The following is a 4,481-nucleotide window of genomic DNA, read 5'->3' as shown; positions in this document are numbered from 1 at the left end:
CGGCTCACRCCCCCTCAACCGGACCCACCCCGCCTTCGACAGWTYYCCGCGATCTGTCGGRAWGGCATGGCCTGCTYYTGGTGGGTGTCGACCTTGGTCGACACGGTAGRTCCACGCCGTGCGTGGATGAAGGTGACCGACGTGATGGTAAGGCTGGCGTTTAGAACAACGTGCCTTGCACGGTGGGTTCTTCGCCGCGCGCCGGTTCCTCGGTTACCTCTTCCGCACCCAGTCGCCACGCCAACCCACCAAGGCGGCTGGCATGTCGTTTCAATGCCGCCTCCAGCACCTCGGCGCTGCCGGCCACCTGCAGGCGCTGGCGGGCGCGGGTCAGGCCGGTGTAGACCAGTTCGCGCGACAACACGCGGCTGTCCTGCCTCGGCAGCTGCAACCACACTTCCTCGAACTCCGAACCCTGCGCCTTGTGCACGGTCATCGCGAACGCGCTCTCGTGTGCGGGCAACGCTGCCGGGTGGAAGGCGCGCGGCTGGTCGGCGGTCTCGCCGGGGAACCAGGCCACCATCGCACCGCTGCCATCGCGCAGGCAGATGCCGATATCGCCGTTGAACAGGCGGTGGCGGTAGCTGTTTTCGGTGATCAGCAGCAGCCGGCCCTGGAAGTAGCCCGGGGTGTTGCCAGCCAGCAGCTGTTCAATACGGCTGTTGAGGCCACGCGCGCCCTGCGGGCCTTCGCGCAGTGCGGTCAGCACGCGCAAGCGACCGGCCTGCTGCAGTGCCTGCGCCGGGTCCACTGCGTCGGCCAGTGCGCGCCAGTGGTCGAGCAGATGCTCGCGCTGGCCACGCAACGGGTCCGCCTCGCCTTCATGGAAACGGACACCAGCCAGCCCGCCACTGCGCAGCAGGCGCAGGGCGGTACCGCTGTCACCGCCACGCACGGCCTGCGCCAGCGGCGCCAGGTCCAGCGCATCACTCTGCCGGTAGCCACGCTGCAACTGCACGCGGCGGCCTGCGAACGCGCGCGGCGGTGCCTGCGGCTGCAGCGTCGCCGCTGCCAGCAGTCCATGCAGCGCCTGCGCATCGTCGGCACGGGTGCCGATGCCATCGCCGCTGGCGCGCAGGATGGCGCTGAGCACATCACCGGCTTCCACCGATGGCAACTGGTCGGGATCGCCGAGCAGGATCAGGCGGGTACCGCTGGCGATCGCGTCGACCAGCTTGGCCATCAGCGGCAGGTCGATCATCGAAGCTTCGTCGACCACCACCACGTCCACCGGCAACGGATTGTCGGCGTGATGGCGGAAGCGCGGTGAATCGGGAATCACCCCGAGCAGGCGATGCAGGGTCGTGCCTGTGCTGGGCAGCGCGGTGCACAGCGCCGGATCCAGCCCCTGCCCCTGCAGCCGCTGTACGGCCAGGCGCAGGCTTTCGGCCATGCGCTCGGCGGCGCGGCCGGTGGGTGCAGCCAACGCTACCTTCGGCACGGGCAGGCCCTGGTGCTGCGCCTGTGCCGCCAACAGCAGCAGCAGGCGGGCGATGGTGGTGGTCTTGCCGGTACCGGGACCACCGGTGACCAGGGCCAGCGGATGGCGCAGGGTTACGCCAGCCGCACGGGCCTGGTGGTCCTCACCCGTTGCGGCGTGCGGGAACAGACGCGCGAACAGGGGCGCCACGGCGGCCATGTCCGGTGCAGCCAGCGGATGGCGGCCGATGCGTTGCAGACCGACAGCCAACTGCCGCTCGTATTCGCGGTAGCGGCGCAGGTACAGCAGACCGTTCTCCAGCACCAGCGGCGCTTCCGCGGCGGCGGCGTTGGCATCCTGCGGGGTCGCCACCCAGGGCGAGGCCTGCAGTTGCGCCAGCCACTGCGCAGGTTCGGGCCATGCCGGGATGCCATCGATCACGCGCTGGGGCTGGCGCGGATCGAAACCAGCGTGCCCCTGCGCCACGGCCAGCGAGGCCAGTGCGGCGGCCAGTGCCACGTCGTCCGGCGTGTCTTCGCGCAGGCGCTTGAGGCTGATGGCCAGGGCGTGGTCCAGGGTGCGCAGCTGGCCACTGCGATGCAGATCGCGCAGCAGGTTCATGCGGTTTCTCCGCGCGCGCGCGCCGCCATCTCGGCCTGGGCTGCTTCGCCGCCCGCAAACAAGGCATCCAGCGCATCCACCAGCTCAGGCGCGAAGCGCTGCACGTGCACGCCGTTGCCGGCGATATCCAGGCCCCGGCAGAACAGATAGCGGATACCGCCCATGTCGCGCGCGTAGTCGTATGCCGCACCCAGGCGGAAGCGCAGCCAGCGATGCAGGGCCACGGTATAGATCAGCGCCTGCAGGTCGTACTCGCTGTGGCGCATGGCGATCTCCAGCAGGTCCGGGCTGTAACCCGGCAGCCGGTTGGATTTGTAGTCCAGCACATACCAGCGGCCATCACGCACGTAGGTCAGATCGATCTTGCCGGTCATCAGGCCTTCCAGCCTTCTGCGCAGGCCGAAACCGCGCCGTGCGCTGGAGATGCCGTGCTCGTGCAGCAGCTGCAGCAGCACCGGTACTGCGGTCGGCTCGATGGCGAAGTGGAACTCGATTTCGGCCCGGCGCTCATGCTCGGGCACGCTGCACAGCGCACCGCCTTCGGGCAGCGGTACGGTGAGGGTGTGGCCGACCAGCGGCACCAGCACCGCCACGCCATCGTCCAGATCCTCGTCGGCATAGCCTTCGTCGTGCAGCGAGCGGCGCAGAACGTCGGCCTGTCCCTCCGGTGCCGGTTGCTGCGGCTGCCAGTGCGACCACAGTGCGAAGTCGACGTTCTCCAGTGCATCGTGCAGCACGTTGCCGAAGCGGCTGCCCATGAAGCGCGGATCCGGCGGCGCAGTGTCTTCTGCGGCAGCGTCCGGCAGCGCCGGTTCCAGCGGCAGCTCGGCACCGGCGGGTTCGTCGGCAGCCGGTGCCGGCAGTTCGGTGGCCGCCGCTTCGATATCGTCGCCGTTGCCAGCGTCGGCATGCGCCAGCTGGGTGAAGCTGTAGACCCACCAGTCATGTGGCACCCGGCGGGTCAAGGCACGCACCGCAGGCAGCTCACCTTCGGTTTCGGCCAGCAGCTGCGGCAGGCGGCCCGGCGGCGCACTGTCATCCAGGTCCACGTCCGCGTGCGCTCGCAGCGCCTGCAGGTCGCCCAGCAACGGCGCCAGGCGGGTCTTCGCATGGCCTGCCAGATCGCCGGTGGCGATCCACAAGGCATGCTCGGCGCGGGTCAGGCCCACGTACAGCAGGCGCGCGTCTTCTGCACGCTGTTCGCGCTCGCGCTGGCTGCTGGCCGCGTCCCAGGCATCGTCCCTGTCCAGCTTCCAATGCAGCTGGCGCTCACCCTCCAGGTGCACGGTGCAGTGCGTGGCGGTGTTCGGCGCGCCGCCATCGATGCCCACGAACGGCAGGAACACCAGCGGGTATTCCAGGCCCTTGCTCTTGTGCAGGGTGATGATCTGCACCCGTCGCGCGTCGGACTCCAGCCGCAGCAGCTGCTGCTCGTCATCCTGGTCGGCATTGGCCATCTGCCCCTGCAGCCAGTCCAGCAGGCCGTGCATGCCCAGTGCCTGCGCGGAGGCTTCCTGCAGCAGTTCGCCCAGCTGCAGGTAGTTGGTCAGGCGCCGCTCGCCGTCGATCAGTGCCAGCAGGCGCTCGCCCTGCGCGGCGCAGACATCGGCCACCACCGCGAACGGGCCGCCACGCTGCCAGCGCTCGCGCCAGTGCAGCAGCTGTGCCTGGAACCCGCGCTGCAGGTCCCCCTCACGCTCCATGCTGGCAATCGCGCTTGCGCGCTGCCCCAGCAGCACCGTTGCCAATGCAGTACGCAGTCGCCCTTCGTCGGCCGGTTGCAGCAACGCCAGCAGCAACGCACGCAGGTCACGGGCCTCGCTGGTGGCAAACAGGCTCTGCTTGCCGGCCGCCACCGCGGGAATGCCGACTGCGGCCAGTGCACGCTGCACCAGCGTGGCTTCGCGATGCGAGCGCACCAGCACGGCGATATCGCCGGGTTGCACCGGGCGCCCACGCAGCAGCGCGGTGCCGGCACGCGCCTCCAGCAGGATCTGGTGGATCGCTGCCACACAGGCCTGGGTCGCCGCGTCGCGCGACGCATCGGCGCCAAGGGCCTTTTCACCGTCGCTGCGCAGCAGGCGCAGGGTCAGCGCCGGTGCGGCCCGGCCATCGCGCAGGTAGTCCTCATCGACACGCACGCCACCGGGCCGCACCGGCTCGAACCGGATGTCGCGTTCGAGGAAGGCATCTTCGCCAGCGTTGTCGTACAGCGCCTGCAGCGCGCGCAGCACGGCCGGGCGCGAGCGGAAGTTCTGGTCCAGCGCCGGTGCCTGCTCGGCCACCTGCTTGGCTTTCAGGTAGGTATGGATGTCGCCGCCACGGAAGCCATAGATGGCCTGTTTGGGGTCACCGATCAGGAACAGCGCCGGCTGCAGCCCCAGTTCGTCCACCTCCGGCGAGGCGCCGAACACGGTATGGAAGATGCCCCACTGGCGGT

2 protein-coding genes are annotated in these 4,481 nt (G+C 69.6%); both read right to left on the bottom strand.

What is annotated here, in order from left to right; translation table 11 throughout:
• Positions 1-160 precede the first annotated feature (160 nt).
• The gene (recD, locus tag AC1VAN_RS12805; RefSeq protein WP_032978529.1) at positions 161-2,041 is read right to left on the bottom strand and encodes an exodeoxyribonuclease V subunit alpha; all 1,881 of its coding nucleotides are present in this window, start codon (positions 2,039-2,041) and stop codon (positions 161-163) included.
• On the bottom strand, positions 2,038-4,481 hold a 2,444-nt coding region (locus AC1VAN_RS12800; protein WP_480985923.1), incomplete at its 5' end, for a 3'-5' exonuclease. The genes AC1VAN_RS12800 and recD, both read right to left, overlap by 4 nt.

The organism is Stenotrophomonas sp. 05L44_2, from assembly GCF_056665995.1.
The sequence above is the reverse complement of the archived record's forward strand: the minus strand, read 5'-3'. Positions and strand labels throughout refer to the sequence as shown.